The organism is Lentzea kentuckyensis (assembly GCF_002150765.1).
In the GTDB taxonomy this organism is placed as follows: Bacteria; Actinomycetota; Actinomycetes; order Mycobacteriales; family Pseudonocardiaceae; genus Lentzea; species Lentzea kentuckyensis.
The window spans coordinates 120,068-145,884 of the sequence record NZ_MUYM01000009.1; the positions used below are offsets into that span (position 1 = coordinate 120,068).

The window sequence follows — 25,817 nt, forward strand, 5'->3', positions numbered from 1 at the left end:
TGGCCGTACGCTGCGAGACATGTCGTCGTACGCCGCACGCCGAACCGCCCTGCGTCAGGAGCTCCAGGCCACGAACCTGGACGCGCTCCTCGTGACGAATCTGCTGAACGTCCGGTATCTCACCGGATTCACCGGATCGAACGCCGCCGTCCTGGTCGACGCGCAGGGCGACGACACCACGGTGTTCTGCACCGACGGCCGTTATCTCACGCAGTCGCAGAAGCAGGTGCCCGACCTGGAACGGCTGATCGACCGGCCGTGCGACATCGCGCTGGCGAGCCGGGCCAAGGGCAGGCTCGGGTTCGAGAGCCACCACGTCACGGTGGACGGGCTGGACGCGCTCACCCAGACAGCAGAGAAGGCGGAGCTGCAGCGGGCGGGTGGCCTGGTCGAGAAGCTGCGGCTGGTCAAGGACGAGGTCGAGATCGAGGCGCTGCGGATGGCGTGCGCGGCGGCGGACCGGGCGCTGGCGGCGTTGATCGGGCACGGCGGCCTGCGTGCGGGCCGGACCGAGCGCGAGGTCGCGCGCGAGTTGGAGGGCCGGATGCTCGACCACGGTGCGGAGGGCCCGTCGTTCTCCTCGATCGTGGCGTTCGGGGCGAACTCGGCGGTGCCGCACCACGCGCCGACCGACGCCGTGCTGCACCAGGGCGACCTCATCAAGCTCGACTTCGGCGCGCTCGTCGACGGCTACCACTCGGACATGACCCGCACGCTGGTGCTCGGCAAGCCCGCGGACTGGCAGCGCGAGTTGTACGACCTGGTCGCACGCTCACAGGCGGCCGGCCGCAACGCGCTGAAGCCGGGGGTGCGGCTGTGCGACGTCGACCACGCGTCGCGCGAGGTGATCGAGAAGGCGGGGCACGGGAACGAGTTCGTGCACGGCCTGGGCCACGGCGTCGGGCTGGAGATCCACGAGGCACCGGCGTTGTCGAAGGCGGGTGACGGTACACTTTCGGCCGGTATGGCGGTCACCGTCGAGCCCGGCGTCTACTTGTCGGGGCGGGGCGGGGTCCGCATCGAGGACACCCTCGTGGTGCGCGAAAGCGGGCCGGAGCTCCTCACCCTGACCACGAAGGAACTCGTGGTCGTCTGACACCCCCGTCCAACACAGGAGAAATTCCACCGTGGCCACCACGAACGACCTGAAGAACGGCCTGGTGCTGAACCTCGACGGCCAGCTCTGGACCGTCACCGCGTTCCAGCACGTCAAGCCCGGCAAGGGTGGCGCCTTCGTGCGCACGACCCTCAAGCACGTGCTGACCGGGAAGGTCGTCGACAAGACCTTCAACGCGGGCACCAAGGTCGACACCGCCACCGTGGACAAGCGCGGCATGACGTTCCTCTACAAGGACGGCGCCGACTTCATCTTCATGGACGGCGACACCTACGACCAGATCCCGGTCCCCGGCGACACGGTTGGCGACGCCGCCAACTACATGCTGGAGAACCAGGAAGCCGTCGTCGCGATGCACGAGGGCGTGGCGCTGTTCATCGAACTCCCGACGTCGGTCGAGCTCGTCATCGAGCACACCGACCCCGGCCTGCAGGGCGACCGCTCCACCGGTGGCACCAAGCCCGCCCGCCTGGAGACCGGCGCCGAGATCCAGGTCCCGCTGTTCGTCACGACCGGTGAGAAGATCAAGGTCGACACCCGCGACGGTCGTTACCTCGGCCGCATCAGCGACAAGTAATGGGCGCTCGTAGCAAGGCCCGCAAGCGCGCGGTCGACTTCCTCTACGAAGCCGACCTGCTGGGCAGCGACGCGGTGACGTTGCTCGCCTCGCGCGTCGGGTCTCCGGACGTGCCGCCGGTGAACGACTACACGGTGACCCTCGTCGAGGGCGTCACCGCACACCGTGCGCGCATCGACGACCTCATCTCCGAACACGCCGAGGGCTGGACCCTGCAGCGCATGCCGGCGGTCGACCGCGCGGTCCTGCGCATCGGCCTGTACGAGCTGCTGTGGGCGGCCGACGTGCCGGACGCGGTGGCGATCGACGAGGCCGTGGAACTCGCCAAGGGCCTGTCCACGGACGACTCGCCGCGGTTCGTGAACGGTGTGCTCGGCCGGATCGCGGTCATCGCGGACCAGCTGCGCGCTGTTCTCTGACGTTCTCCGTGAACGGCCCGCTCGCCTCGGGGTGAGCGGGCCGTCCGGCGTTCAGTCGGTACGTGCCCAGCCGCGGCGCTCTCCCTCGTCGATCAGGTGCACGGCGGCGTCCCAGAGCGACGTCGACGCCTCACCGATCACGGCTTTGCGGCCGCGCACGGCGTTCGCGGTGACACCGGGCGTGTGCCAGGTACCGCCCTTCGCCATCCAGTTGAGCAACAGAGGTTGCAGCCGGTCCATGGCCTTCGCGAACCGCGCTTCCGGCGTCTTTCGCGCCTCGAACTCGTCCCACAGCTCGCGCAGGGCTCGCCCCGAATCGCCGGGCAGGATGCCGAACAACTGGTCCGCGGCGGCTTCTTCGCGTTCCTGCTGACTCACGCCGAGCTCGGTGTCGTAGATCGGCGTGTCTCCGGCGTAGATCTCGATGAGGTCGTGCACCACCACGAGCTTGATCGTGTGGCCGACGTCGATCGGTTCGTCGGCGTACTCCGCGAGCACCATGACCATCAGCGCGAGGTGCCACGAGTGCTCCGCGTCGTTCTCCCGCCGCTCGGCCGCCGCGAGAGGGGATGCCCGCAGCACGGTCTTCAGCTTGTCCACCTCGATCAGGAACGTGAGGTGGTCGCGCAGCCGGTCGTCCAGACCGGACGGCAGCGGGTTGCGATCGGCGAGGAGTTCTGCGTCGGAAGTGGTCACCTCGCCAGCATCTCAGCCTGCCAGGAACTCCTCCCATGTGCGGGTTCCGTGGTCGCCGTCCAACGTCAGGTTCTGCCCGCCCCGATAGGCCTTCCCGGCCTTGCCCGGCAGCCGCACCGGCACGGTGAGACGGCGCTTTCCCGCGGTGGTCAGGTAGTCCTGCACGAGCTGCTTCATCTCGTAGACCGCGGGTCCGGCGATGTCCGTGACGCGTCCGGCAGGCGTACCGAGGGCGAGTTCCACGATCCGCGCGGCCACGTCGCGTACGTCGACCGGCTGCAGGCGCATGCCCGGCACCGGCACGATCGGCAGCTTCGCGAGGCCTCGCACCATGGTCAGCGTGAGGTCGTGGAACTGGGCGGCGCGCAGGATCGTGAACGGGATCCCCGAGCCGGCGATCTCTTCCTCGCAGACGAGTTTGGTGCGCAGCCAGGCCAGCGGCACGGTGTCCGCGCCGATCACCGAGATGTAGACGAAGTGACGCACGCCCGCACACGCCGCGAGCAGGTTGCGGGTCGCGCAGTCGTCGCCCTTCTGGCCACCGGCGAGGTGCACCACGACGTCGGCGTCGATCCGGGGGACGTCGCCAGCCAGCAGGTCGCAGGCGATGTCGCCGTGCCTGCTCAGCGTCGTGACCTCCGCGCCGGCCGCGCGCAGCAGGGGCACCACGTGCCGGCCGAGAGTGCCGGTGCCGCCGGTGACGAGGATCTTCATGGTTACCCTCCAAGTGAGTCGTTGCCCGGTCGACCCGGCGGCGCTCGGGAACGTGACACGGTGTGTGCCAGGCCACAGGGGGAAGTTGTGATCGCGCAGTTCGAGCAGGAGCGTCCGCGGTTGCGGGCGGTCGCCCACCGGATGCTGGGCTCGTTCGCCGAGGCCGACGACGCGCTGCAGGAGGCGTGGCTCCGGGTCGAGCGCGCCGACACGAGCACGGTGGAGAACCCGGCGGCCTGGCTCACCACCGTGGTCGGCCGGGTGTGCCTGAACATGTTGCGCGACCGGCGAGAGCACGCGTTCGAGATGCCGGACCCGGTGATCGACACGCGGGAGGAGCCCGAGCACCAGGCCGTGGCCAGGGACGAGGTCGGGCTGGCGATGCTGATCGTGCTGGACACCTTGAAGCCCGATGAACGGTTGGCGTTCGTGTTGCACGACATGTTCGCCGTGCCGTTCGACGACATCGCGCCGTTGATCGACAAGACGCCCACGACCACACGCCAGCTCGCGTCCCGTGCGCGCAAACGCGTGCAGGACCGGCCGCAGCCCAACGTCGACCTGCCGAAGCAGCGGGAAGTGGTGCAGGCGTTCCTCAAGGCGTCGAAGGAAGGCGACCTGGAGGGCCTGGTCTCGGTCCTGCACCCGGACGTCGTGCTGCGCGCGGGGGCCCTGGAGGTCATCGGCGGACGCACGGTGGCCGGTCGGGCCAGCATGTTCCGCAAGTTCGCCACGACGGCGGAGGTCCAGTTCGCGGTCATCGGTGGCGAGGCCGGCTTCGTCAGCTGGGTCGGCGGTGTGCTGTTCTCGGTCATGGCCTTCACCGTTCGCGACGGGCGAATCGCCGCGATCCACGTGATCCAGGACAGGGACCAACTTGCCGCGCTTGTGCCGTGAGTGGCACGGCTCACTCGGAAAGGGTGACAGGACGGTGTCGCGGACGGGTGCGAACGTCCGCGGCATGAAACTCACCGATGAGGACTGCCTCGCCGAAACCCTGGAGTTCACCAGGAGGTTCCAGCCGCGGGAGGCACCGCTGGACGTCCTGCGCCGCAACCGGCTCGGTGGCGACACCCCGCCGGTGCGGCTGCCGCAGGGCCGGGACCGCGTCGTCGCGGGTGTGCCGGTCAGGGTGTTCACGCCGGACCACGTTGATGGCGTCTACCTGCACGTTCACGGCGGCGGCTGGTCGTTCGGCTCTGCGGACGGGCAGGACGAGCGGTTGTGGAGGCTGGCCGAAGAGGCGCGGCTGGCCGTGGTGAGCGTCGAGTACCGCCTGGCGCCCGAGCACCCGTTCCCCGCCGCGCCCGACGACTGCGAGGCGGTCGCGCGGTGGCTGGCCGAGCACGCCGAGGCCGAGTTCGGCACGAGCAGGCTGCTGATCGGTGGTGAGTCGGCGGGCGCGCACCTGAGCGTCCTGACGTTGCTGCGCCTGCCAGGGGTTTTCCGGGCGGCGAACCTGGTGTTCGGTGCGTACGACCTGTCGAAGCCCGGCACCGACAGGTTGAAACGCACGTATGAGCAGTTCGCCCCGAAGATGACCGCCGAGCAGCGCCGAGCCCCCGAGATCTCGCCGGTGTTCGCCGATCTGACCGGCCTGCCGCCCGCTCGGATCGTCGTCGGCGCCGAAGATCCGCTGCTCGAAGACTCCCTCTCCCTGGCCCAGCGGTGGCAGGCGTCCGTGCGGCTGAGCGTTGTCGCCGGCGCGATCCACGGCTTCACGCTGTATCCGCTGACGATCACCGAACGGGAGCTGCGACGCGAGCGGGAGTTCTTGGCAGGATCGGGGTGGTGAACCGCACCGCCCGGCTTTACGCGCTGGTGGAGGAGTTGCGCGCGGCGGCGCCGAGATCGTTGACGGTCGCGGCCCTCGCCGCACGGCTCGACGTCAGCACACGGACCGTGCAACGCGACTTGCAGGCGTTGATGGAGACCGGCGTCCCGGTACGGATCACGTCGGGGCGCGGCGGAGGCTGGTCGATCGACCCGGCGATGACCCTGCCACCGATCCACTTCACCCCGGACGAGGCATCGGTGCTGGCCGCCGCGCTCGCCGGGGCCGACGGCTCGAATGCCGCCCGCACGGCGTTCCAGAAGATCGCGGCGGTGTTGAACGGTCCCGCGACCGCCGCGGCCGGTGAACTCGCCGCCCGCATCGTCGCTCTGCCGTCCCGCACGGATGCTCAGGTCCGTGCGGCGGTCCACCAGGCGCTGGCCACGAACACGGTGCTGTGCCTGACCTACGTCGACGCGGCTGGGCGGGAAACCGATCGCCTGGTGGAACCCGCCGGGCTGCTCACCACCGACGGCCGGTGGTACCTGATCGCGTGGTGCCGGACCCGGCGGGCCGGTCGTGGCTTCCGGCTGGATCGGATCATCTCGGCGGTGACCACCCGTGAGCATGCACAGCGTCACGATCTGAGCGAGCTGCTGCGCGGTTCGACCGCCGCCCACGCCACCCGTCCGGCGACGCTGGACCCCCTGAATGCAGCAATGGCCCCCTCGACGTCCTCAGGGCGACTAACAGGACGTGAGGGAGCCACTACTCCGAACGGGAAGTGAAGCTCAGTCTTCCTTGGCGGGACGGGCCTCGGGGGGAAGCACGCCCCAGTCGATGAGCTGCTCGGTGAGCTCGCCCGGCGTCATGTCGTAGATGATCGCCAGCGAACGCAGGTCCTCGGTGCGGATGGAGAGGACCTTGCCGTTGTAGTCGCCGCGCTGCGACTGGATGGTCGCGGCGTAGCGGGCCAGGGGGCCGACCTTCTCGACCGGCAGCTGCTGGAGCCGTTCCAGGTTGATCACGATCTTGGTGGCCGGCTCGGCACCCGACGGTACGCGGCCCTCGGGCAGGAGCTCGGCGACGGGAACCCCGTAGAAGTCGGCCAGTTCGGCCAGCTTCTGCACGGTCACCGCGCGGTCACCGCGCTCGTACGAGCCGACGACCACGGCCTTCCAGCGACCGCCGGACTTCTGCTCGACGCCGTGCAGGGACAGGCCCTGCTGCTGGCGGATAGCGCGGAGCTTGGCCCCCAGCGCCTTGGCGTAGTCGCCCATGTGGCGGTTCTCCGTTCATTCGCCCCGTCAGCAGTACGGGCGTGCTGCGGGGAGGCTTAGATCGATACGCAGAGTAATGATTACTCGCCGTGGTCGGCAGGTCAAGCTGATCTCGGGGAGAGACGCTCGCCACGCGGGCGACACCACTCGGACGGCTGACCGTCCGTAGGTGATACGGTGCAGGTCAGCCTGGTTGTTACCAGGTGTCCGACGTCCTTTAAGGACCCGTCCAGTGAGGCGGGGAAGGAGGTCCAGCCGTGGCGTCACGTCAACGTGGCGCGACGGATCCGGCCGGGGATCGCGAGATCCTGTCGGCCGGTGATGTCGCGCGCACTGTCGCCCGAATGGCCCATCAGATCATCGAGAAGACCGCTCTCGATGCACCGAGCGCACCCGACGTCGTCTTGATGGGTATTCCCAGCCGGGGAGCCCCCCTCGCACGCCGTCTGGCCGCTAAGATCGCCGAATTTTCCGGCCGCCAGGTGCACGAAGGCACTCTGGACATCACGCTCTACCGCGACGACCTCCGCCGTGGCCCGACGAGGCCGCTGGAGACGACGAAGCTGCCCGAGGGCGGCATCGACGACAAGCTCGTCGTGCTCGTGGACGACGTGCTGTTCTCCGGTCGCACCATCCGCGCCGCGCTCGACGCCCTGCGCGACCACGGCCGTCCCCGCGCGGTGCAGCTCGCCGTGCTGGTCGACCGCGGCCACCGCGAACTGCCGATCCGCGCGGACTACGTCGGCAAGAACCTCCCGACGTCCAAGAACGAGGACGTCGTCGTCATGCTCGACGAGTTCGACGGCCGCGACGGAGTGGTGCTGAAGTGAAGCACCTGCTCTCCACGGACGGCCTCGACCGCGATCAGGCCATCGCGATCCTCGACACCGCCGACCGCCTGAAGCAGGCGCTGCTCGGCCGCGAGGTCCGCAAGCTGCCGACGTTGCGCGGACGCACCGTGATCACGATGTTCTACGAGAACAGCACCCGGACGCGGGTGTCGTTCGAGATCGCGGGCAAGTGGATGTCGGCCGACGTGATCAACGTCAGCAGCTCCGGTTCCAGCGTCAGCAAGGGCGAGTCGCTGCGGGACACCGCGCTCACGTTGCAGGCCGCCGGCGCGGACTGCGTGATCGTGCGGCACCCGGCGTCCGGTGCGGCCCACCGGCTCGCGGGCTGGCTCAAGCACACGAACACGTCCGTCGTGAACGCGGGCGACGGCATGCACGAGCACCCGACGCAGGCGCTGCTCGACGCCGCCACGTTGCGCGACCGCCTCGGCAGCCTCGACGGCCGCCGCGTCGCGATCGTCGGCGACGTCCTGCACAGCCGGGTCGCGCGGTCGAACGTGCACCTGCTGACCACGCTCGGTGCCGAGGTCACGCTGGTGTCCCCGCCCACGCTCCTGCCCACGGGCGTGGAGAAGTGGCCGGTCACGGTCTCGCACGAGATCGACAGCGTGCTGGCGTCGCAGGACGCGGTGATGTTGCTGCGCGTGCAGGCCGAACGGATGCACGGCGGGTTCTTCCCGAGCGCCCGCGAGTACTCGATCGCCTACGGCCTCAACGAACGCCGCCTGAAGCTGCTGCCAGACCACGCCGTCGTGCTGCACCCCGGCCCGATGCTGCGCGGCATGGAGATCGCCTCCGTCGTCGCCGACAGCCCGCAGGCCGCCATCACCGAGCAGGTCCGCAACGGTGTCCACGTGCGCATGGCCGTGCTGTACCACTTGCTCGCCCACGAGGAGGAAAACGCGTGAAGCCCTTGCTGCTCAAGGGAGTTAGGCCCTACGGCGAGGGGGAACCGATCGATCTGCTGATCCGCGACGGCGTGATCGCAGAAGGTGCGGATGACAACGCCGAGATCATCGAAGGCAACGGGGCGATCGTTCTGCCCGGTTTCGTCGACCTGCACACCCACTTGCGTGAGCCGGGTCGCGAGGACACCGAGACCATCGAAACGGGTTCGCGAGCCGCCGCTCTCGGTGGCTACACCGCCGTTTTCGCCATGGCCAACACCGATCCGGTCGCCGACAACGCGGTGATCGTCGAGCACGTCGTCCGCCGGGGCCAGGAGGTCGGCCTGGTCGACGTCCACCCGGTCGGCGCCGTCACCGTCGGGCTCAAGGGCGAGAAGCTCGCCGAGCTCGGCACCATGGCCAACAGCAAGGCCAACGTGCGGGTGTTCTCGGACGACGGCCACTGCGTGCACGACCCGTTGATCATGCGCCGAGCGCTGGAGTACTCCAAGGCTCTGGGCGCCGTGATCGCCCAGCACGCCGAGGAACCCCGCCTCACCATCGGCGCCCAGGCGCACGAGGGGGAGAACGCGTCGCGGCTGGGCCTGCAGGGCTGGCCGGCGGCGGCCGAGGAGTCGATCGTCGCCCGCGACTGCATCCTCGCGAAGCAGGTCGACGCGAAACTGCACGTCTGCCACGTCAGCACCACCGGCACGGCCGACGTCCTGAAGTGGGCGAAGGCACGCGGCACCAAGGTGTCCGCCGAGGTCACCCCGCACCACCTGATCCTGACCGACGACCGGCTCTCCACCTACGACCCGGTCAACAAGGTCAACCCGCCGCTGCGCACGCAGGCCGACGTCGACGCGCTGCGCCAGGCGCTCGCGGACGGCACCATCGACTGCGTCGCCACGGACCACGCCCCGCACGCGATCCAGGACAAGGACTGCGAGTGGTCGGCCGCGCGGCCCGGCATGCTGGGCCTCCAGACCGCACTCGGCATCGTCGTCGAGACGATGGTGAAGACCGGCCTGCTGGACTGGCGCGGCGTCGCGCGGGTGATGAGCGAGAAGCCCGCCGAGATCGCCGGCCTGACCGACCAGGGCCGTCCGATCGCGGTCGGTGAGCCCGCGAACCTCGTGCTGGTCGACCCGGACGCGACGTGGACGGTGAACGGCGCGGAGCTCGCGAGCATCGCGGGCAACACCCCGTTCGAGGGCATGGAGTTGCCCGCCGCGGTGACGGCGACCATCTTGCGTGGCCGGGTGACCGCACAGGCGGGAAGGATTGCGGAATGACCCGCGTACTCCTCTCCGTGGCGGTTTTGGTCTTCTTCGCGCTGTGCGTCTACGGCATGTGGCACGGCTGGAAGCGACGCCAGCGCGAGCAGGCCGACCTCCCCGCGTTCCCCGCGACACCGTCGGCCCTCGGCGCGGCGAAGCTGGCGACCACGGGCGTCTACATCGGAACGACGAACGCGGGCAACTGGCAGGACCGCATCCAGGTCGGTGACATCGGCCACCGCGCAGAGGCCACGTTGAGCCTCGTGCCGGAGGGCGTCGCCATCGAACGTGTTGGCGCGACGCCGATCTTCATCCCCGCCGAGTCCATCCGGGACGCCCGCACCGATCGCGGGCTCGCCGGGAAGGTCATGTTCAGCGAAGAGGGATTGCTGGTGGTCCAGTGGGAGAACCAGGGCCACCTGTTCGACACGGGTTTCCGTGGCGATGACAAAGACGTTTACGACGAATGGGTAGCAGCACTCGTGGGAGGCAAGGCGTGACGAACGCGGCATTGGTGCTGGAAGACGGTCGCGTCTTCCGCGGTGAGGCGTACGGAGCGACCGGCGTCTCGCTCGGCGAGGTCGTGTTCTCCACGGCCATGACCGGGTACCAGGAAACCCTGACCGACCCGTCCTACCACCGCCAGATCGTGGTGCAGACCGCTCCGCAGATCGGCAACACCGGCTGGAACGACGAGGACGACGAGTCGTCGAAGATCTGGGTCGCCGGGTACGTGGTCCGGGACCCCGCGCGCACGCCGTCGAACTGGCGGTCCAAGCGCGGCCTGGACGAGGAACTGACCAACCAGGGCATCGTCGGCATCGCGGGCCTCGACACCCGGACGCTGACCCGCCACATCCGTGAGCAGGGCGCGATGCGGGCCGGGGTGTTCTCCGGCGCCGAACTGTCCGACGACGCGTCGATGGTCGAGCAGGTCAAGGCCTCGGCGCAGATGGTCGGCGCGAACCTCGCGGTCGACGTCACTACCAACAAGCCCTACGTGGTCGAGGCCATCGGCGAGAAGAAGTTCACCGTCGCGGCGCTCGACCTGGGCATCAAGTCGAACACCCCGCGGATGATGGCGGCGCGCGGCATCGAGGTGCACGTGCTGCCGTTGACGTCGTCCTTCGAGGACATCCTCAAGGTCAGCCCGGACGGGTTGTTCCTGTCGAACGGTCCTGGTGACCCGGCGACGCAGGACCACGCGATCGCGCTCACCAAGGAGGCGCTGGGCCGCAAGCTGCCGTTGTTCGGCATCTGCTTCGGCAACCAGATCCTGGGCCGCGCGGTCGGCCGCGGGACGTACAAGATGCGCTACGGCCACCGCGGCATCAACATCCCGGTGATCGACGTGACCACCGGCAAGGTCGCCATCACCTCGCAGAACCACGGGTTCGCGCTGGAGGGCACGCCGGGGGAGGAGTTCTCCTCCGAGTTCGGCCGCGCCGTGCTGTCGCACTACTGCCCCAACGACGGCACCGTCGAGGGCGTCCGGCTGCTCGACGCGCCGGCGTTCTCCGTGCAGTACCACCCCGAGGCCGCGGCCGGTCCGCACGACGCCGCGCCCCTGTTCGACGAGTTCGTGACGCTGATGAATGAGGCCCGCTGATGCCGAAGAGGACTGATCTCAAGCACATCCTGGTCATCGGCTCCGGCCCGATCGTCATCGGTCAGGCGTGCGAGTTCGACTACTCCGGCACCCAGGCGTGCCGGGTGCTGCGGGAGGAGGGCATCAGGGTCAGCCTGGTGAACTCCAACCCGGCGACGATCATGACCGACCCCGAGTTCGCCGACGCCACCTACATCGAGCCGATCACGGCCGAGTTCGTGGAGAAGGTCATCGCGCAGGAACGCCCGGACGCGATCCTGGCGACGCTGGGCGGGCAGACGGCGTTGAACACGGCCATCGCGCTGCACGAGCGCGGGGTGCTGGAGAAGTACAACGTCGAGCTGATCGGCGCGGACATCGACGCCATCCAGCGCGGCGAGGACCGGCAGATCTTCAAGGACCTGGTCCGGGGGATCGGCGCCGAGGTCCCGCGTTCGGCCGTCTGCAACACGATGGACGAGGTCCGCAAGACGGTCGCGGAGCTGGGGCTGCCGGTCGTCATCCGCCCGTCGTTCACCATGGGCGGCCTCGGTTCCGGCATGGCGTACACCGAGGAGGAGCTGGAGCGCCTCGCGGCCATCGGCCTGGAGGAGTCTCCGGTCACCGAGGTGCTGATCGAGGAGAGCGTGCTCGGGTGGAAGGAGTACGAGCTCGAGCTGATGCGCGACCGCAACGACAACGTGGTCGTCATCTGTTCGATCGAGAACATCGACCCGATGGGCGTGCACACCGGTGACTCGGTGACGGTCGCGCCCGCGATGACGCTGACCGACCGCGAGTACCAGCACATGCGCGACGTCGGCATCCAGGTCATCCGCGAGGTCGGCGTCGACACGGGTGGCTGCAACATCCAGTTCGCCATCCACCCCGAGAACGGCCGCATGGTCGTCATCGAGATGAACCCGCGGGTGTCGCGTTCGTCCGCGCTGGCCTCGAAGGCGACCGGTTTCCCGATCGCCAAGATCGCCGCGAAGCTCGCCATCGGCTACACGCTGGACGAGATCACCAACGACATCACGGGGGAGACCCCGGCGTCGTTCGAGCCGACGCTCGACTACGTGGTCGTGAAGGCGCCGCGGTTCGCGTTCGAGAAGTTCCCCGGTGCGGACCCGACGCTGACGACCACGATGAAGTCGGTCGGCGAGGCCATGTCGATCGGCCGCAACTTCGTCGAGGCGCTGGGTAAGGCACTGCGTTCGCTGGAAACGAAATCGGTCGGTTTCTGGACGCAGCCGGACCCGGAGGGCACTACGCTCGAAAGCGTCCTGGCACAACTGAATCGCGGTCACGACGGCCGCCTGTACACGGTCGAGCGTGCTCTCCGGCTGGGCGCGTCCATTGAGGACGTCTACCAGGCTTCGGGGATCGACCCGTGGTTCATCGAGCAGATCGCCTGGCTCGGCACGTTGCGCACGGAGCTGCTGGAGGCTCCGGTGCTGGACGAGCCGTTGCTGCGCAAGGCGAAGCGCGCTGGTCTGTCCGACCGGCAGATCTCCGTGTTGCGGCCGGAGCTCGCCGGTGAGGACGGCGTGCGCATACTGCGGCACCGTCTGGGCGTGCGACCGGTCTACAAGACGGTCGACACGTGCGCGGCGGAGTTCAAGTCCGAGACGCCGTACCACTACTCCGCGTACGAACTCGACCCCCAGGCCGAGACGGAGGTGGCCGAGCAGCGGGAGAAGCCGAAGGTGCTGATCCTGGGCTCCGGTCCGAACCGCATCGGGCAGGGCATCGAGTTCGACTACTCGTGCGTGCACGCGGCGATGGCGTTGCGGGCGGCCGGGTACGAGACCGTCATGGTCAACTGCAACCCGGAGACGGTGTCGACGGACTACGACACGTCGGACCGCCTGTACTTCGAGCCGCTGACGTTCGAGGACGTGCTGGAGGTCGTGCACTCCGAGCAGCGTTCCGGCACGGTCGCGGGCGTGATCGTGCAGCTCGGCGGCCAGACGCCGCTGGGTCTGGCGCAGCGCCTGGCCGACGCCGGCGTTCCGGTCGTGGGCACGACGCCCGAGGCGATCCACCTCGCCGAGGACCGCGGCCAGTTCGGCAAGGTGCTGACCGAGGCCGGTCTGCCCGCGCCGAAGTTCGGCACGGCCACGTCGTTCGACGAGGCGAAGGAGATCGCGGACGAGATCGGCTACCCGGTCCTCGTGCGGCCCTCCTACGTCCTGGGCGGCCGGGGCATGGAGATCGTGTACGACGAGGAGTCGCTGTCGGGCTACATCGCCCGCGCGACCGAGGTGACGCCCGAGCACCCGGTGCTGGTCGACCGGTTCCTCGACGACGCCATCGAGATCGACGTCGACGCGCTGTGCGACGGCGACGAGGTGTTCATCGGTGGTGTGATGGAGCACATCGAGGAAGCCGGTGTGCACTCCGGTGACTCCTCCTGCGCGCTGCCGCCGATCACGTTGGGCGCCTCCGACATCGAGAACGTGCGGAGGTCCACCGAGGCCATCGCGCGTGGCATCGGTGTGCGCGGGCTCCTGAACGTCCAGTACGCCCTCAAGGACGACGTCCTGTACGTCCTGGAGGCAAACCCGCGTGCGTCGCGCACGGTGCCGTTCGTGTCCAAGGCGACGGCCGTGTCGATGGCCAAGGCCGCGTCGCGCGTGATGCTCGGCGCCACGATCGCGGAACTGCGCGTGGAGGGCATCCTGCCGGCCACTGGTGACGGTGCCCGGCTGCCCGAGCACGCGCCGGTCGCGGTCAAGGAAGCGGTCATGCAGTTCCACCGCTTCCGCACGCCCGAGGGTCACGGCGTGGACTCGTTGCTGGGCCCGGAGATGAAGTCCACCGGCGAGGTCATGGGCATCGACTCGTCGTTCGGCAAGGCGTTCGCGAAGTCGCAGACGGCCTCGTACGGCTCGCTGCCGACGTCCGGCAAGGTCTTCGTGTCGTTCGCGAACCGCGACAAGCGCGCGATGATCTTCCCGGTCAAGCGCCTGGCCGACCTCGGGTTCCAGATCCTGGCGACCGCGGGCACGGCGGAGGTGTTGAAGCGCAACGGGATCGACTGCACCGAGGTGCGCAAGCACTTCGAGGGCGACGGCAACGTCGTCGACATGATCCTGGCCGGCGAGATCGACATGATCTTCAACACGCCGTACGGCAACAGCGGCCCGCGGGTCGACGGCTACGAGATCCGCACCGCCGCTGTGGCGAAGGACATCCCTTGTGTCACCACGATCCAGGGTGCCGCCGCGGCCGTGCACGGCATCGAGGCGCTGATCCGCGGTGACATCGGGGTGCAGCCGTTGCAGGCACTGCAGGCCGCGCTGAGGGGAGACGCATGACGTCTGTGTCGAATTTCGGGGACAAGCTCGCGAAGGCCGCCGCGGCGCACGGACCCCTGTGCGTCGGGATCGACCCGCACCCGAGCCTGCTCGACGCCTGGGGCCTCTCCCGGACCGCGGAGGGCCTCGAACGGTTCGCTCTGACGGCCGTGGAGGCGTTCGGCGGCAAGGTGGCGATGGTGAAGCCGCAGGCGGCGTTCTTCGAGGCCTACGGGTCTCGTGGGGTCGCCGTGCTGGAACGGGTGATCGCGGACCTGCGCGACTCCGGCACCCTGGTGCTGGTGGACGCCAAGCGCGGCGACATCGGCTCGACCATGGCCGCGTACGCCGAGGCGTACCTGGGCGACGGGTCCGCGCTGGCAGGGGACGCGGTCACGCTCTCACCGTTCCTCGGCTTCGGCTCGCTCCAGCCGGCCCTCGACACGGCGCGGGCGACTGGCCGGGGTGTGTTCGTGCTGGCGCTCACGTCGAACCCGGAGGGTGCCGAGGTCCAGCACGCGGTTGCTCCGGACGGGCGAACGGTGGCGCGGACGATCATCGATTTCGCCTCCGCTCGGAATTCCGGCATTTCCCCGTGCGGCGATGTTGGTCTCGTCGTGGGTGCCACGATCGGTGAAACGGATGTGGACCTCTCCGGGTTCAACGGACCGATCCTGGCCCCCGGTTTCGGTGCTCAGGGAGGCTCGGTGGCTGATCTAAAACGCCTCTTCGGACCCGACATGCGCAACGTCTTTCCGACTTCTTCACGAGATGTTCTCAGGCATGGCCCGGACGTATCGTCGCTGGTCAGCGCCGTGCGAAGGGTGCAGGAGGGCCTCTAGGGCAGGGGCGCGCCACAACTTTTGGGGTGTGGCGCGCTCACCTGGGGAAACATGTGTTGGTAGGGTCCAGCCCACCGGCTGCCCCGCTGGTCACCGGCCTCATAGCACACCTTGAGTGCGCGACGAGTTGCCGGAGGGCAGTGATCAGGCCGCCGGAGGGTGTTGGTACTACTACCACCCGCCGCAATCATGGCCGCTGAAGATTTACCTGACTGGGTCACGTTGTACTCAGGCAATTGCGGTCGGTACGGTCGCGGCACCGATCCGAAAAGAATCCACACCACGGAGGAAATCGTGGCTCTTCCCCAGCTTACCGAGGAGCAGCGAGCCGCAGCGCTGGAGAAGGCTGCTGCCGCTCGTCGCGCTCGGGCTGAGCTCAAGGAGCGCCTCAAGCGCGGCGGCACGACCCTGACGGACGTGCTCAAGGCCGCCGAGAGCGACGAGGTCCTGGGCAAGATGAAGGTGTCCGCGCTGCTCGAGGCCCTGCCGGGCGTCGGCAAGGTGCGCGCGCAGCAGATCATGGAGCGCCTCGAGATCGCTCCCAGCCGTCGCCTGCGCGGTCTCGGTGACCGTCAGCGCAAGGCCCTGCTCTCCGAGTTCAGCGGAGAGTGATTGGCACCGAGGCGGGAACGGGTGTTGCCCGTTCCCGCCTCACCGTCTTGTCCGGGCCGTCGGGCGTTGGCAAGTCCAGCGTGTTGGCGGAGCTGCGCAGGCAGCAGCCCGATGTCTACTTTTCCGTCTCGGCGACCACCAGGAAGCCGAGGCCGGGCGAGGTCGACGGAGTGCACTACCACTTCGTGGACCGCGAGAAGTTCCAGCAGATGGTGGAAGCCGGCGAGTTCCTCGAACACGCCGAGTTCGCCGGTAACTGCTACGGAACTCCTCGCCGGCCCGTCGAAGAAGCTCTGGCCGCGGGCCGTCCCGCGCTCCTGGAGATCGAACTGCAGGGCGCGCGGCAGGTCCGCGTGGCCATGCCCGAGGCCCAGCTGGTCATGCTGATGCCCCCGTCCTGGGAGCACCTGGTCGACCGGTTGACGGGCCGGGGCACCGAACATCCGGACGTCGTCGAGCGCCGGCTGGCCATCGCCCGCGAGGAGATGGCGGCCGAAAAGGAGTTCGACGAGGTCGTCGTGAACGCCGACGTGCAGTCGGCCGCCGCCGACTTGCTATCCTTGATGGTCGGACCACGAATTTCAGGAGATTGACGAGTGATCACCCACACCGAGCTCGGTCACCTGACCGGTTCCCCGGAGGGCATCACCAACCCGCCGATCGACGACCTGCTGGAGCAGGTGAGCTCGAAGTACGCGTTGGTGATCTACGCAGCGAAGCGTGCCCGCCAGATCAACGACTACTACGCGCAGCTCGGCGAGGGCCTGCTCGAGTACGTCGGCCCGCTCGTCGAGCCGGGCCCGCGCGAGAAGCCGCTGTCGATCGCGCTCCGCGAGATCCACGCCGGTCTTCTAGAGCACACCGAGGGCGAGTAGTTCCGCTCGCTTGGCGGATCTGGCGCGTGCAAGTACCACCAACTCAACATCAACAGGCACTTTTCTACCGCCAACCTGTTCGGCGCTCGTCGAACAGGTTTGATCACGAGTTGGTAGTACTTGCAGACGTCGTAACCGGTCGTCCTCATGGGAGAGCGCTTGAGTTCCGCTTCATCTGACGTCGATGCCCCCGTCAAGCCCCGGATCGTTCTCGGGGTGGGCGGGGGCATCGCCGCGTACAAGGCCTGTGAGGTTTTGCGACGGCTGACCGAATCCGGTCACTCCGTGCGGGTCATCCCCACCGAGGGCGCGCTGAAGTTCGTGGGAGCCGCCACGTTCGAGGCGCTGTCCGGCGAGGTCGTGTCCGCCGACCCGTTCGACGACGTGCACGAGGTGCCGCACGTCAAGCTCGGCCAGAACGCCGACCTCGTGGTGGTCGCACCGGCGACCGCGAACCTCATCGCGAAGGCCGCGCACGGCCTCGCGGACGACCTGCTGACGAACACCCTGCTGACCGCGCGTTGCCCGGTCCTGCTGGTGCCCGCGATGCACACCGAGATGTGGGAGCACCCGGCCACCCAGCACAACGTGCAGCTGCTGCGCAGCCGCGGTGTCGTCGTCGCCGAACCCGCGTCCGGCCGGCTGACCGGCAAGGACACCGGCAAGGGTCGCCTGCCCGATCCCGCCGAGATCGTCGAACTGGCCCGGCTGCTGCTGGTGCGATCCGACGCTCTGCAGCGGACACTCGAAGGTGTGCACGTCGCGATCTCCGCCGGAGGCACGCGAGAACCACTCGATCCGGTGCGGTTCATCGGCAACCGCTCGTCCGGCAAGCAGGGCTATGCGCTCGCACGGGTGGCCGCCCAGCGCGGTGCGCGAGTGACGTTGGTCGCGGGCAACACCGCGGACCTGGCCACGCCGCCCGGTGTCGACCTGGTCAAGGTCGATTCGGCCGTGCAACTGCGCGACGCGATGCACAAGGTCGCGGCGGACGCCGACGTGGTCGTGATGGCCGCGGCAGTGGCCGACTTCCGGCCGTTGTCGCTCACCGGACACAAGATCAAGAAGACCGACGGGGACCCCGACCCGATCGCGCTGACGAAGAACCCGGACATCCTCGTGGAACTCGTTTCCGCACGTCGGGAGAACCAGGTGATCGTCGGGTTCGCCGCGGAGACCGGCGACGAGACCACGTCGGTGCTCGACTACGGCCGCGCCAAACTGCGGCGCAAGGGCTGTGACCTGCTGGTGGTGAACGCGGTCGGCGACGGCAAGGCGTTCGAGCAGGAGGACAACGCCGGGTGGCTGCTGTCCCGCGAGGGCGCCGAGACCCCTATACCCCACGGGCCGAAGACGCAAGTGGCGTCCGCGGTGTGGGACGCGGTTACCGCTCGCTTGACCGCGCCTCGATAGACTTTTGAACCAGTCCAACCCGCCAAGAAGGAGTGTCCGTGAGCCAGCACAGCAGCAGGCTGTTCACCAGTGAGTCGGTGACCGAGGGACACCCCGACAAGATCTGTGACGCGATCAGCGACTCGATCCTCGACGCGCTGCTGGCGAAGGACCCGCGCTCCCGCGTCGCGGTGGAGACGATGGTCACCACCGGCCAGGTCCACGTCGCGGGTGAGGTCACCACCGAGGCCTACGCGGACATCCCCACGATCGTCCGCGAGAAGATCCTGGAGATCGGGTACGACTCGTCCGCGAAGGGCTTCGACGGCCACTCGTGCGGCGTGAACGTCGCCATCGGCGCGCAGTCCCCGGACATCGCCCAGGGTGTCGACACCGCGTTCGAGAACCGCGTCGAAGGTGCGGACGACGAGATCGACAAGCAGGGCGCCGGCGACCAGGGCCTGATGTTCGGCTACGCGTGCACCGACACGCCCGAGCTCATGCCGCTGCCGATCGCGCTGGCCCACCGCCTGTCGCGCCGGCTGACCGCGGTCCGCAAGGACGGCACGGTCCCGTACCTGCGCCCGGACGGCAAGACCCAGGTCACCATCGAGTACGCGGGCGACCAGCCCGTGCGCCTCGACACCGTCGTGATCTCCACGCAGCACGCCGACGGCATCGACCTGGAGAAGCTCCTCGGCGTCGACCTGCGCGAGCACGTCGTCCAGCCCGAGATCGACGCGCTGTCGCTCGACACCACGGGCGTCCGCCTGCTGACCAACCCGACCGGCCGCTTCGTCATCGGCGGCCCGATGGGCGACGCGGGCCTCACCGGCCGCAAGATCATCGTCGACACCTACGGCGGCATGGCCCGCCACGGCGGCGGCGCCTTCTCCGGCAAGGACCCGTCGAAGGTCGACCGCTCCGCCGCGTACGCCATGCGCTGGGTCGCCAAGAACACCGTCGCGGCCGGCCTCGCCACCCGCGTCGAGGTCCAGGTCGCCTACGCCATCGGCAAGGCCGCCCCGGTGGGCCTGTTCGTCGAGACCTTCGGCACCGAGACGGTCGACCCGCAGAAGATCCAGCAGGCCATCACCGAGGTGTTCGACCTCCGGCCCGCCGCGATCATCCGCGACCTCGACCTGCTGCGCCCGATCTACGCCCCGACCGCCGCGTACGGCCACTTCGGCCGCACCGACATCGAGCTGCCCTGGGAGTCGACCGACCGCGCCGACGCCCTGCGCACGGCCGCCGGCGCCTGATCCCGCACCCGCAGCGGCCCGCTTCCCCAGGGGAGGCGGGCCGTTTCGCTTGTGCCGATCTTGTCGGACCTCCCGAGTAAGTTGAGATGCAGGGGTTCCCGACTCGGGGGGACGCCTGCGCGAGCATGCCGCGCGTATTTCCGGCCAGCCTCCCGCCTCCGCTCACCGTGGGGGACAACACGACCGGATTGCACGCGGTACCTCGGCCACTCGACGTCGAGCTGCCCCGCCTGCGCCTGGTCGACCGCCTGCGCCAGCGCTGGACCCGTCCGATCACGCTGGTCGTCGCCGGGCCGGGGTTCGGCAAGACCACCGCCCTGGCCCAGGCGGTCCGCGCGAACCTGCTCGAACCCCGCGGCATCGACGCCTGGGTCACCTGCGGGCCGGACCACGAGGACGCGACCCGGCTCGCCCGGACGATCCTCGACGCCCTGACCGGTGATCCCGGCCAGGAGCCCACCGCACGAGATGTCCTCGCGGCCCTCTGCCGCAAGTCGCCGCTCGACGTCTGCCTGCTGTTCGACGACGTGCACGAGATCCCCGGCGGTTCACCGGGAGCGAGCCTGCTCGAAGCCGTCGCGAGCGCCCTGCCCGGCACCGCGCACCTGGTGCTGTCCGGCCGGAACACGCCGGCTCTGCGGCTGGCCAGACGAGAAGCGGCCGGTGAGGTGGCCGCGATCGGAACCGCCGACCTGGCCTTCACCGACGCGGAAACAGCCGCTCTGGCCAGGAGGTTCGGCCGCGAACTCGACGACGACCTGAACGGCTGGCCCGCTCTCGTCAGGCTGTCCCTCACCGTGGGACCCGCCGGTTCGTGGCGGTACGCGGCGGAGGAGGTGCTGAGCAGACTCTCCGAGCCGACCCGCACAGCATTGGCCGCACTGGTGACGCTCGGCTGTGCGACCGAGGAGGAAGCCTGCGCGGTCGCTGGGAGGCCCGCCGGCCTGGAGGACCTCGCCAGGTCGGTGCCGCTGGTCAACCGCCTGGACGACGGCAGATACCGCGCCCACGACCTGTGGGCTGGGCTGGTCCCGACAGATCACCTGCGCGCCAGGGCGGTCGAGGTGCTGGTGGCGCGAGGAGAACTGGCCGGAGCCGGCCGGGTGGCCTGCCGGGCAGGCGACTGGCGCCTGCTGGGCGACCTCGCGATCGAACTGGTGCGGACCACGCTGTCGGTGCTGCCCCGCGCGACCGCCGGGCGCTGGCTGGAAGCGGTGCCGCGACGACATGCCGACGAGCCCGCGTTCCTGTTGCTCAAAGCCGCGGCGATGCACGCGAGCGACTTCACCGACCCCTCGATCGACTGCCTGGTGGACCACGCCTGCGCCAGGATGCTCGACGCGGGTGACCACGACGCGGCGGCGGTGGCACTGGGGCAGGCGGTGATCACGGCGCACTCCAGGGGAGACCTGGCCAGGCTCGCGACGGTGGCTCACCGGGCACAACAGCTGACGGCCTCGTCACCCGTGCTGAGACTGCTGCGGCACAGCGTCGCCGGGGTGCTCGCCGAACTGGCGGGCGACCCGGAGGAGGCGCTCGTCCACTTCGCCCAGGCGCCCACGACCGAAGTGCCCAAGGCGTTGTCGGTGTCCACGACCCGGTTCCACGTCCACTGCCTGTCGATGTGCGGCCGCGGCCAGGACGCCGCCGAACTCGCCGAACGCATGCTGGACGACGACCTGGCGAGCCACCACGCCGCCGCGGCCCGCTGGTTCGACGGCGAACCCGTTGAGTTCCACGAGAAAGGCGCGGACAGCACCGCGCGAGGTGAGTTCGTGGCGCGGGCTCTGCACACGGTCATCGCCGCGTCGTTCGGTGAGACCGTCCCCGAACTGATCGCCGGCCAGGACAACCCACGCGACGCGGTGCTGGGCTGTGCGGCGCAGGCGGCGGTGGCCGTCGTGCGCGGCGAGGAAGATCTCGCCCGCGACCTGTACAAGCAGCACCTGGCGAAATGGCCCGCCAGCATCAAGCTCGCCGAACGGCACCTGCGCCGCTTCCTGACGTTGGGCTACGTGCTCAGCGACGAGCTCAGAGAACGGTGGGACAACACGGATCTGGGTCCGTCGCACCGCAGGGCGCGGGCGGCCGGACGTGCGTTCCTCAACGCCAGGAACGGAGATCCCCGCACCGACCTGCCGGAAGCACACGCGCTCTGCTTCCTCCCGCTGCCGTGGTCGGCGGAACTCGCCACCCGGCTGGCCGCGGCGGGCAGCACGACACTGGGGACCTGGCTGGCGGAACGGGTCGGCCCGGCGGCGCACCGCCGGTTCCGCGAGCTCGCCCGCGACCCGGATCTCGCCGGCGGCGCCCTCAAACTGCTCGCCACCGTGCCCACACCGCCGGACCACCCGATCGGCATCGAGGTCCTCGGGCCGATGCGCGTCACCCGCAACGGCGTCGCGACGGACGCTCCCGAGCTGAGGCGCGCACGGGTCCGTCAGTTGCTGGGCCTGCTCGTGCTGCGCCCGGTACTGGGCCGGGACCAGGCGATGGACCTGCTGTGGCCCGAACTCGACCCCGCCAGCGCCGCGAGGAACCTGCGCGTGACGACGACTCACCTCAGACGGCTCCTCGAACCCGAACGCGCCGGTGGTGAGGCCAGCTACTGCCTGCGCAGTGACGGCGAGACGATTCGCCTCGTCCGCAGCGACATGCTGAGCGTGGACCTGTGGTCGTTCCAGGAACTCGGGGACGCGGAACGGCTCGACGAGGCGGTCGCGTTGTGGCGTGGTGAGCCGTTGGCGGATCTGGTGGACCTGTGTGAGGCCGAGATCGCCCAGATCAGGACCAGGCACGTGCACAACCTGCTGGCGCTGGGCGAACTGCGCCTCGTCACCGCGGATCCGGCCCAGGCGGGGCGGCTGGCGGACCGCGCGCTGGCGCTGGAGCCGTTCGAACCACGCGGGCACCGGCTCGCGCTCGCCGCCGCGTTGCGCGCACGGAATCCACAAAGGACTGTGCGGACCCGTGCGCGCGTGCTGGACTCGTTGCGGCAGCTCGGAGTGCGCCCCGACCCCGCCACGGAGATCCTGTTGCGGCAGTCGGTCAGCAGCTGACCTGGACCTCCGTGGACGCCGTGCAGAAGTCGAAGCCGGCCTCGCCGTCGCCCGCGTCGCCGTTCACGTGAGCGTCGCCGGACAGCAGGTCTCTGCCGTCGCCGCCGCGCATCCTGTCGTCGCCCGCTTCGCCGTAGACGGTGTCGTCGTCCAGGCCGCCCTGAACCCTGTCGTTGCCCCAGCCGGCACAGATCAGGTCGTTGCCGTCGCCGCCGTGGAGCTCGTCGTCGGCGCCGAGCCCGAGGATGATGTCGTTGCCGCCCATGCCCCAGATGACGTCCGGCCCAGGGGTGCCGACGATCACGTCCGGACCAACGCCGCCGAAGGTCACCATCCCAGGAGCGGGGACGACGATCGTGGGCACGGCGTTGTAGCAGTCCGCGGGCGTGGGTCTGTTCTGGAACTCCGGCGGGACTTCGTCGGCCGAAGCGACACCGGCGGTGCACAACCCGATGGCGAGCGCTGCGGCGGCAATGCGGAGTTTCATGGTTTGTCCTCCCCTTGTCCGTGTGGTGCGTACGGAAGGAGAGTCACAACGGTGCGTTGCCTGAACGCTAACCAGAGCGCGCCATGTCCCGTTCCACGGTCGGAACGGGCGCGCCGATCTCAGTGCGGATCGCCGCCGCCTCCGCCCGTAGTGACCGGTTCTGCGTGACGTCGGCCAACGCCTCCAGCACGCTCGCCTGGCGCCAGCGGTCGCCGAGCTCGCGGTGCAGGGTGAGGCTGCGTTCCAGCAGGGAACGCGCGGTGTCGGGATTGCCGGTGCCGCGTTCGACGACGCCGAGCAGGTTGAGTGCCCAGGCGATGCCCTCCTTGAACTCCAGTTCTCCGAACGTGTCCAGCGCTTCGTCCAGCAATGCGCGTGCTTGCGCCGGGTCACCCCGGTACCAGGCGACGGCGCCCAGGTAGGCGAGCGACGACGTGGCACCGCGCCGGTCACCCAGTTCGCGCAGTGACTTCAGTGATGCCTGAAGATCGGCCTCCGCCGTCACGAGATCACCGGCGAGCCAGGACGTCGCACCGGCGAGCTGACGGGCGTAGGCGGCGTTGACCGGGTTCGACGCGGATGCGGCTTCTTGATAGTGGTGCAGCGCCATCTCGTAGTCGCCGCGTTCCCGTGCGACCGAGCCCAGCAGCTGGTGCAGCCTTCCGGCGAGCGAGGGGTCGGTCGTCAACCCGTCACGAGCGTAGCGCACGGCCTCGGCGTAGTCGCATTCGAGCAACGCCAGCGCCGCTGCCGACGCCAAAGCCTTGCCGCGCAACGGTCCTGAAACTTCGAGCGCGATGTCCAGCCACTGCCGTCCCTCGCGGTAGTTGCCGGTGCGGTGCCAATATCGTTGCAGCGCAACAACAAGGCGAAAGATCTTGGTCACGTCACCTGATGAGGTGAACCAGTCCATGGTGCGCTGGAGGTTCGCGTGCTCCACGCGTAGCTCATTGAGCAACGTGCCGGTGGAGTCGGCCTCGGCGCGTTCGGCCAGACATAAGAAGAAATCCGCCGCACGGGCGTGTGCACTTGTTTGCTGTTCTAACGCGAACGCGTGCACGGTCTCCAACATCGAGAAACGGGTTCCGCCCGCGACTCGTGAGACCCGCACGAGCGATTTCGCGACAAGGCCCGTTAGTGCGTCGAGCGAGCTTGCTAATGACTCAACGAGGTCCGCAGGGAAACCTCCCGCACACACGGCGAGATCGGCGAACAACGTGCGTTCCGCGGACGTCAGCAGATCGTGGCTCCACGCGATGGCGGCCCTGAGTGGTCCCAGCAGGCCGAACCTGTCGCGCAGCCTGCGCACGATCTGGGCCGGCGTGAGGACGGAGGTGCGGGCGGCGGCCAGTTCCAACGCCAGCGGCAGGCCGTCCAGCGCCGCGCAGAGCTGGGCGATCGCCGGTGCGTCCGCGTCGGTGTAGGTGTGGGCGGCGCGGTCCAGGAACAGCCGGACGGCGTCGTACGCGGCCAGTTCGGTCAGGGAGCGCGGGACGTCCGGATCGGGCACGGCGAGCGGTGGGATCGGGTAGACGGTCTCGCCCGGCACATTGAGGGGTTCACGGCTCGTAGCGAGCACACGGAGCCGTGGGTAAGAGACGGTGAACGCGGTGCACTGAGCGCGCAGGTGTTCGCAGTTGTCCAGCACCACCAAGGTGCCGCCGAGCGATCCGAGCTCACGGGTGGTGATGGTGAAGGCCGCCGCGCCACAGCGTGAGTGCCGCACGGGATGAGGGCGCGCGCTCGAAGCGTGTCAGGTCCACGCGCGATGGATCGATCCGCAACGCATAACCCGCAGTGGTGGTGACCAGGATGTCGGTGAGCCCGATCGCCGTCAGGGCCGCACGGACGCGCGCGATGTGGCCGTGGAGCGTGCGCAACACCGTGGGTGGAGGCTCGGTGCCCCACAACGCGTCGATGAGACGGGTTGCGGGGAGCACCGAGGGTGCGCGCATCGCCAGCAGCGCCAGGAGGGAGCGCTGGCGCGTGCCGGCGAGGCGCAGCACGCCGCCTGGCCCGGTGACTTCAAGGGGCCCGAGCAGGCGGACGTCCAGAACCTCCACGAACGAGCGGAGCTTTTATGGCCGACCCTGATACATCGGACGGGAGAACTCACTGAACGCACATGTCGTACAAACCCTCCGTGCACGTGTCGTTGCCGCCGAGGCCCTTCATGACGTTGGGCCAGGCGTTGCCGGACAGCGTGTCGTCCCCCGCGGTGCCGTTGACGTCCTGCACGTTCTTGAGCTCGTCGACCTCGCCGGGTCTGGTCGCGGCGCCAGCGGCGAGGTCGATCGTCATGCCCTCGGTGTGGTCGCTGAAGTCCGCGCGGTCGCGCGTGTTCGCCTTGGCGCCGTCGATCTTGTCGTTGCCGTCACCGCCTTCCAGCGTGTCGGCGCCGGAACCGCCCTGCAGCGAGTCGTCGCCGTCGCCACCGTGCTGTTCGGTGGGCACGGCGCTGTCGTAGAGCACCGTGTCGTCGCGGTTGCCCAGATAGATGACGATCTTCTGGACTTGCGCGCATTGGACGCGTGAGGCAGACAGGCGTGTGCATCCGGTACCGGCCCGCATCGTGCCGGCATCGCTGATGGTGTTGCCGGAGACGTGGATCTGGCTGGCGCGAGCAGGCGCCCCGGTGATGACGAGCCTGCCGGCCTCGACCCGCGCGCTGGTCGCGGGGTCCGGTGCGGCGGCGGTTCCTGATGCGGCCAGTGCTGCCGCGAGGACGAGTTGGAGCATGTCGTTCCCCCTCGAAGACGGTGTGCACGTGAGTACGCGGATGTTGTTGTGGATCGGTTGT

The 25,817-nt window shown here is 69.1% G+C and carries 26 protein-coding genes; 19 read left to right on the plus strand and 7 right to left on the minus strand.

The genetic code is table 11. The features are described 5' to 3' along the window. Positions 1–19 precede the first annotated feature (19 nt). The 3 genes from B0F77_RS06170 to nusB are packed head-to-tail and all read left to right on the plus strand — an operon-like array spanning position 20 to position 2,113. Positions 20–1,096: a M24 family metallopeptidase gene (locus tag B0F77_RS06170; RefSeq protein ID WP_086661787.1), complete on the plus strand. Its 1,077-nt coding sequence runs from the start codon at positions 20–22 to the stop codon at positions 1,094–1,096. Between the two features lie 31 nt (positions 1,097–1,127). Continuing rightward, on the plus strand, positions 1,128–1,694 hold the full coding sequence (gene efp / locus B0F77_RS06175) for an elongation factor P (protein ID WP_086661788.1): 567 nt from the start codon (positions 1,128–1,130) through the stop codon (positions 1,692–1,694). Then, positions 1,694–2,113 (plus strand): transcription antitermination factor NusB, encoded by a 420-nt coding sequence (gene nusB, locus B0F77_RS06180; RefSeq protein WP_086661789.1) that lies wholly within the window; start codon positions 1,694–1,696, stop codon positions 2,111–2,113. Before efp ends, nusB begins: the two co-directional genes overlap by 1 nt. Positions 2,114–2,164: 51 nt before the next feature. Here the strand turns inward: nusB and B0F77_RS06185 are convergent, their stop codons facing one another. Together B0F77_RS06185 and B0F77_RS06190 are read right to left on the minus strand one after the other, a co-directional pair. Next, entirely contained in the window at positions 2,165–2,809 is a 645-nt protein-coding gene (locus tag B0F77_RS06185; protein WP_086661790.1) for an HD domain-containing protein, read from the minus strand. Positions 2,810–2,821: 12 nt separating this feature from the next. After that, on the minus strand, positions 2,822–3,523 hold the full coding sequence (locus tag B0F77_RS06190; RefSeq protein ID WP_086661791.1) for an SDR family oxidoreductase: 702 nt from the start codon (positions 3,521–3,523) through the stop codon (positions 2,822–2,824). Between the two features lie 87 nt (positions 3,524–3,610). On the opposite strand from B0F77_RS06190, the gene B0F77_RS06195 reads away from it, so the two are divergent. The 3 genes from B0F77_RS06195 (at position 3,611) to B0F77_RS06205 (ending at position 6,085) form a co-directional block, all read left to right on the plus strand. Further along, entirely contained in the window at positions 3,611–4,420 is an 810-nt protein-coding gene (locus tag B0F77_RS06195; protein WP_086661792.1) for a sigma-70 family RNA polymerase sigma factor, read from the plus strand. Positions 4,421–4,484: 64 nt separating this feature from the next. Continuing rightward, positions 4,485–5,318, plus strand: a complete 834-nt coding sequence (locus B0F77_RS06200; RefSeq protein ID WP_086661793.1) for an alpha/beta hydrolase — start codon at positions 4,485–4,487, stop codon at positions 5,316–5,318. Next, on the plus strand, positions 5,315–6,085 hold the full coding sequence (locus B0F77_RS06205; protein WP_086661839.1) for a helix-turn-helix transcriptional regulator: 771 nt from the start codon (positions 5,315–5,317) through the stop codon (positions 6,083–6,085). Before B0F77_RS06200 ends, B0F77_RS06205 begins: the two co-directional genes overlap by 4 nt. 3 nt (positions 6,086–6,088) lie before the next feature. Here the strand turns inward: B0F77_RS06205 and bldD are convergent, their stop codons facing one another. Next, positions 6,089–6,577 (minus strand): transcriptional regulator BldD, encoded by a 489-nt coding sequence (bldD, locus tag B0F77_RS06210; RefSeq protein ID WP_030471611.1) that lies wholly within the window; start codon positions 6,575–6,577, stop codon positions 6,089–6,091. 257 nt (positions 6,578–6,834) lie between these two features. Here bldD and pyrR point away from each other — a divergent pair, with 257 nt between their 5' ends. The 13 genes from pyrR (at position 6,835) to B0F77_RS06275 (ending at position 22,530) form a co-directional block, all read left to right on the plus strand. Next, the gene (pyrR, locus tag B0F77_RS06215; protein WP_086661794.1) at positions 6,835–7,407 is read left to right on the plus strand and encodes a bifunctional pyr operon transcriptional regulator/uracil phosphoribosyltransferase PyrR; all 573 of its coding nucleotides are present in this window, start codon (positions 6,835–6,837) and stop codon (positions 7,405–7,407) included. Further along, the gene (locus B0F77_RS06220) at positions 7,404–8,336 is read left to right on the plus strand and encodes an aspartate carbamoyltransferase catalytic subunit (protein ID WP_086661795.1); all 933 of its coding nucleotides are present in this window, start codon (positions 7,404–7,406) and stop codon (positions 8,334–8,336) included. Before pyrR ends, B0F77_RS06220 begins: the two co-directional genes overlap by 4 nt. Further along, a complete protein-coding gene (locus B0F77_RS06225; protein ID WP_086661796.1) occupies positions 8,333–9,613 on the plus strand; it encodes a dihydroorotase in 1,281 nt (426 codons plus the stop codon). Before B0F77_RS06220 ends, B0F77_RS06225 begins: the two co-directional genes overlap by 4 nt. Beyond that, on the plus strand, positions 9,610–10,098 hold the full coding sequence (locus tag B0F77_RS06230; RefSeq protein ID WP_086661840.1) for a PH-like domain-containing protein: 489 nt from the start codon (positions 9,610–9,612) through the stop codon (positions 10,096–10,098). The genes B0F77_RS06225 and B0F77_RS06230 overlap by 4 nt, the downstream gene beginning before the upstream one ends. Further along, positions 10,065–11,207, plus strand: coding sequence for a glutamine-hydrolyzing carbamoyl-phosphate synthase small subunit (gene carA, locus B0F77_RS06235; protein ID WP_086661797.1), 1,143 nt, complete (start codon positions 10,065–10,067; stop codon positions 11,205–11,207). Before B0F77_RS06230 ends, carA begins: the two co-directional genes overlap by 34 nt. Next, positions 11,207–14,509 carry a carbamoyl-phosphate synthase large subunit gene (gene carB / locus B0F77_RS06240; RefSeq protein ID WP_086661798.1) on the plus strand — a complete coding sequence of 1,101 codons (3,303 nt, stop codon included), beginning with the start codon at positions 11,207–11,209 and terminating at the stop codon, positions 14,507–14,509. The genes carA and carB overlap by 1 nt, the downstream gene beginning before the upstream one ends. Beyond that, on the plus strand, positions 14,506–15,330 hold the full coding sequence (pyrF, locus tag B0F77_RS06245; RefSeq protein ID WP_086661799.1) for an orotidine-5'-phosphate decarboxylase: 825 nt from the start codon (positions 14,506–14,508) through the stop codon (positions 15,328–15,330). The genes carB and pyrF overlap by 4 nt, the downstream gene beginning before the upstream one ends. A 294-nt stretch (positions 15,331–15,624) precedes the next feature. Then, on the plus strand, positions 15,625–15,942 hold the full coding sequence (mihF, locus tag B0F77_RS06250; RefSeq protein WP_030471603.1) for an integration host factor, actinobacterial type: 318 nt from the start codon (positions 15,625–15,627) through the stop codon (positions 15,940–15,942). After that, the gene (gene gmk, locus B0F77_RS06255; protein WP_425435624.1) at positions 15,939–16,535 is read left to right on the plus strand and encodes a guanylate kinase; all 597 of its coding nucleotides are present in this window, start codon (positions 15,939–15,941) and stop codon (positions 16,533–16,535) included. The genes mihF and gmk overlap by 4 nt, the downstream gene beginning before the upstream one ends. A 3-nt stretch (positions 16,536–16,538) precedes the next feature. Next, positions 16,539–16,817: a DNA-directed RNA polymerase subunit omega gene (gene rpoZ, locus B0F77_RS06260; protein ID WP_045313812.1), complete on the plus strand. Its 279-nt coding sequence runs from the start codon at positions 16,539–16,541 to the stop codon at positions 16,815–16,817. A 147-nt stretch (positions 16,818–16,964) separates the two neighbouring features. Beyond that, positions 16,965–18,230 (plus strand): bifunctional phosphopantothenoylcysteine decarboxylase/phosphopantothenate--cysteine ligase CoaBC, encoded by a 1,266-nt coding sequence (coaBC, locus tag B0F77_RS06265; RefSeq protein ID WP_086661800.1) that lies wholly within the window; start codon positions 16,965–16,967, stop codon positions 18,228–18,230. 38 nt (positions 18,231–18,268) lie between these two features. Continuing rightward, the gene (metK, locus tag B0F77_RS06270) at positions 18,269–19,471 is read left to right on the plus strand and encodes a methionine adenosyltransferase (RefSeq protein ID WP_169730890.1); all 1,203 of its coding nucleotides are present in this window, start codon (positions 18,269–18,271) and stop codon (positions 19,469–19,471) included. Between the two features lie 125 nt (positions 19,472–19,596). Beyond that, the gene (locus B0F77_RS06275) at positions 19,597–22,530 is read left to right on the plus strand and encodes an AfsR/SARP family transcriptional regulator (RefSeq protein ID WP_143466593.1); all 2,934 of its coding nucleotides are present in this window, start codon (positions 19,597–19,599) and stop codon (positions 22,528–22,530) included. On the opposite strand, the gene B0F77_RS06280 is transcribed toward B0F77_RS06275, so the two are convergent. The 4 genes from B0F77_RS06280 to B0F77_RS06295 all read right to left on the minus strand — a co-directional run bounded on the left by B0F77_RS06280 (position 22,520) and on the right by B0F77_RS06295 (position 25,756). Next, a complete protein-coding gene (locus tag B0F77_RS06280) occupies positions 22,520–23,017 on the minus strand; it encodes a calcium-binding protein (RefSeq protein WP_086661802.1) in 498 nt (165 codons plus the stop codon). The two genes, B0F77_RS06275 and B0F77_RS06280, sit on opposite strands and share 11 nt — an antisense overlap. A 67-nt stretch (positions 23,018–23,084) precedes the next feature. Continuing rightward, the gene (locus tag B0F77_RS06285) at positions 23,085–24,743 is read right to left on the minus strand and encodes an ATP-binding protein (protein WP_086661803.1); all 1,659 of its coding nucleotides are present in this window, start codon (positions 24,741–24,743) and stop codon (positions 23,085–23,087) included. After that, positions 24,694–25,080 (minus strand): AfsR/SARP family transcriptional regulator, encoded by a 387-nt coding sequence (locus B0F77_RS06290; protein WP_086661804.1) that lies wholly within the window; start codon positions 25,078–25,080, stop codon positions 24,694–24,696. The genes B0F77_RS06285 and B0F77_RS06290 overlap by 50 nt, the downstream gene beginning before the upstream one ends. Positions 25,081–25,129: 49 nt before the next feature. Continuing rightward, entirely contained in the window at positions 25,130–25,756 is a 627-nt protein-coding gene (locus B0F77_RS06295; protein ID WP_143466595.1) for a hypothetical protein, read from the minus strand. Between the last annotated feature and the right edge of the window lie 61 nt (positions 25,757–25,817).